The organism is Flavobacterium psychroterrae (assembly GCF_018380615.1).
Lineage (GTDB): Bacteria > Bacteroidota > Bacteroidia > Flavobacteriales > Flavobacteriaceae > Flavobacterium > Flavobacterium psychroterrae.
In genome coordinates, this window is sequence record NZ_JAGYVZ010000067.1 from 1 (window position 1) to 1,564 (window position 1,564).

Annotated in this window: 4 protein-coding genes; all 4 read right to left on the minus strand. The window is 35.2% G+C overall.

Annotation, left to right across the window (positions count from 1 at the left end):
* Positions 1–163: 163 nt before the first annotated feature.
* Positions 164–355, minus strand: a complete 192-nt coding sequence (locus tag KHA90_RS24995) for a hypothetical protein (protein WP_213308238.1) — start codon at positions 353–355, stop codon at positions 164–166.
* Between the two features lie 171 nt (positions 356–526).
* Positions 527–1,051 (minus strand): hypothetical protein, encoded by a 525-nt coding sequence (locus KHA90_RS25000; protein WP_213308240.1) that lies wholly within the window; start codon positions 1,049–1,051, stop codon positions 527–529.
* Positions 1,051–1,383, minus strand: coding sequence for a hypothetical protein (locus tag KHA90_RS25005; protein ID WP_213308242.1), 333 nt, complete (start codon positions 1,381–1,383; stop codon positions 1,051–1,053). Before KHA90_RS25005 ends, KHA90_RS25000 begins: the two co-directional genes overlap by 1 nt.
* 1 nt (position 1,384) lies before the next feature.
* Positions 1,385–1,564 (minus strand): hypothetical protein (locus tag KHA90_RS25010; protein ID WP_213308244.1); only part of this gene is annotated, 180 nt, incomplete at its 5' end.

A 1,564-nucleotide genomic window follows, 5' to 3' on the forward strand; every position in this document is an offset into this window, starting at 1 on the left:
CAACGACCAACCCGAAGAGGGAGAATACTCGTAATAGTGGAAATACTTTGCCTGACTACTATCACCCCAATTCAACACTCCTTTTTTATCAGCATTAAAACAACGGCTGATTAATAAAGATTGTCGAAGAGCATTCGCGGCTATATCGTCACGATCATCACTGTCACAGATGTATTTTTTTTGGAGACACACCCATTTCTTTACATACATCATCAAAGGTTTTAATACGTTCCGTGATGTTAGGCTGAAAGGTTTTAATACCAAACAGATTTTCTAAAAATACTTTTCTACCGCTTTTTGCTTTATCGTAAGCGGTTAATACTTTGCCTTTTTCGGCTGTTAACATTTCACTCATTTTATAGTTGTTTTAAAGTTATTCGTTTATATCTTCTTGGATGCTTTCAGATTGGTTGGCTAGTTTTTTAAGAAGTACTCCCAGATCATCGTCCCATTCCCAAATTCGCCCGCCAATCCAACACTCCCATGTATCATTGTGATTATTTATTTCTATCATTTGTTTTAATTATTAGATTATTTTTCTGTTTGTTTTTTTCCAGGCTAATTCCTGTATTATTGGATTGAAATTCTTTGTTTTAATTTCTTCCGGGTATTCGTTTTCATAATATCTTTTGTTGATATAAGTTGCCATGTGCGCTTTTGCGATTCCGCTTCTTTTCAAATATCTTTCGTAACCGGGAAGTGAAATAAAAAACAGTATTGTTTCGGCTTCATTCATTTTTTTGAATGCTTTCTCTGCGTCTTGTTTCGCAAGCTTGTGATCGTAAATAATCCATCCGGTAGCAAAAGACAAATCAGCGGGAGAAACATTTATCTCAAATACCTTAGTGTATCTTTCTTCTTTCATCCAAACAGTTGTTACAATCATTTCAGTAGCAGGAAAGTTTTCTGAAAAAAGCCACTTTATTTGTTTTGGATTCAATTCTCCTTCAGAAATTTCAAAGAGCTTTAAATTGCCATTTAAATCGTATTTAAACAGGAATACTAATCCTATTTCTTTGCCTTTGGCTCTATAGGTTGTTAGTTGTTCCATTATGCTAATTGTTGGTTTAAATTTGATTTAACAAGCCTCAGGACATTTCTGTCGTAATCATTCATCGGGAAGCCTTCTACCACTTCAATAAACTTTTCCAGATAATGAGCTTCGAAGTATTCCAAGCTGAACGATATTTTTTTTGGTTTAGAAAACAGGGTTGGAGCTTGCTTTGTTTCCAACTGCTTTTTCTGCATTTTCAAAGACACTTTTTCCAAAACTGATCTGGCAACTCTGACCTCTCTTCTTTTCTCCGGCGTAAATGGAGGTTTTGGAAAATGGAAAACCAATGCGTTTAATTGCTGTGCTGACATTTTTAGATTTACTTTCATCTTAACATTCGGTTTTAGGTTCTGTCAATTGTTTTCCGCATTCGATACAAAACTCTGATGTAGTTTCGCACGTACCAACTGATTCTATTACTCTGATTACGGCTATTTCATGTGAGCATACTTCCGTGATACTATAATTTTCCATATTAATGCCTGAGTCCACAATTTGAGCAGTAAAGCC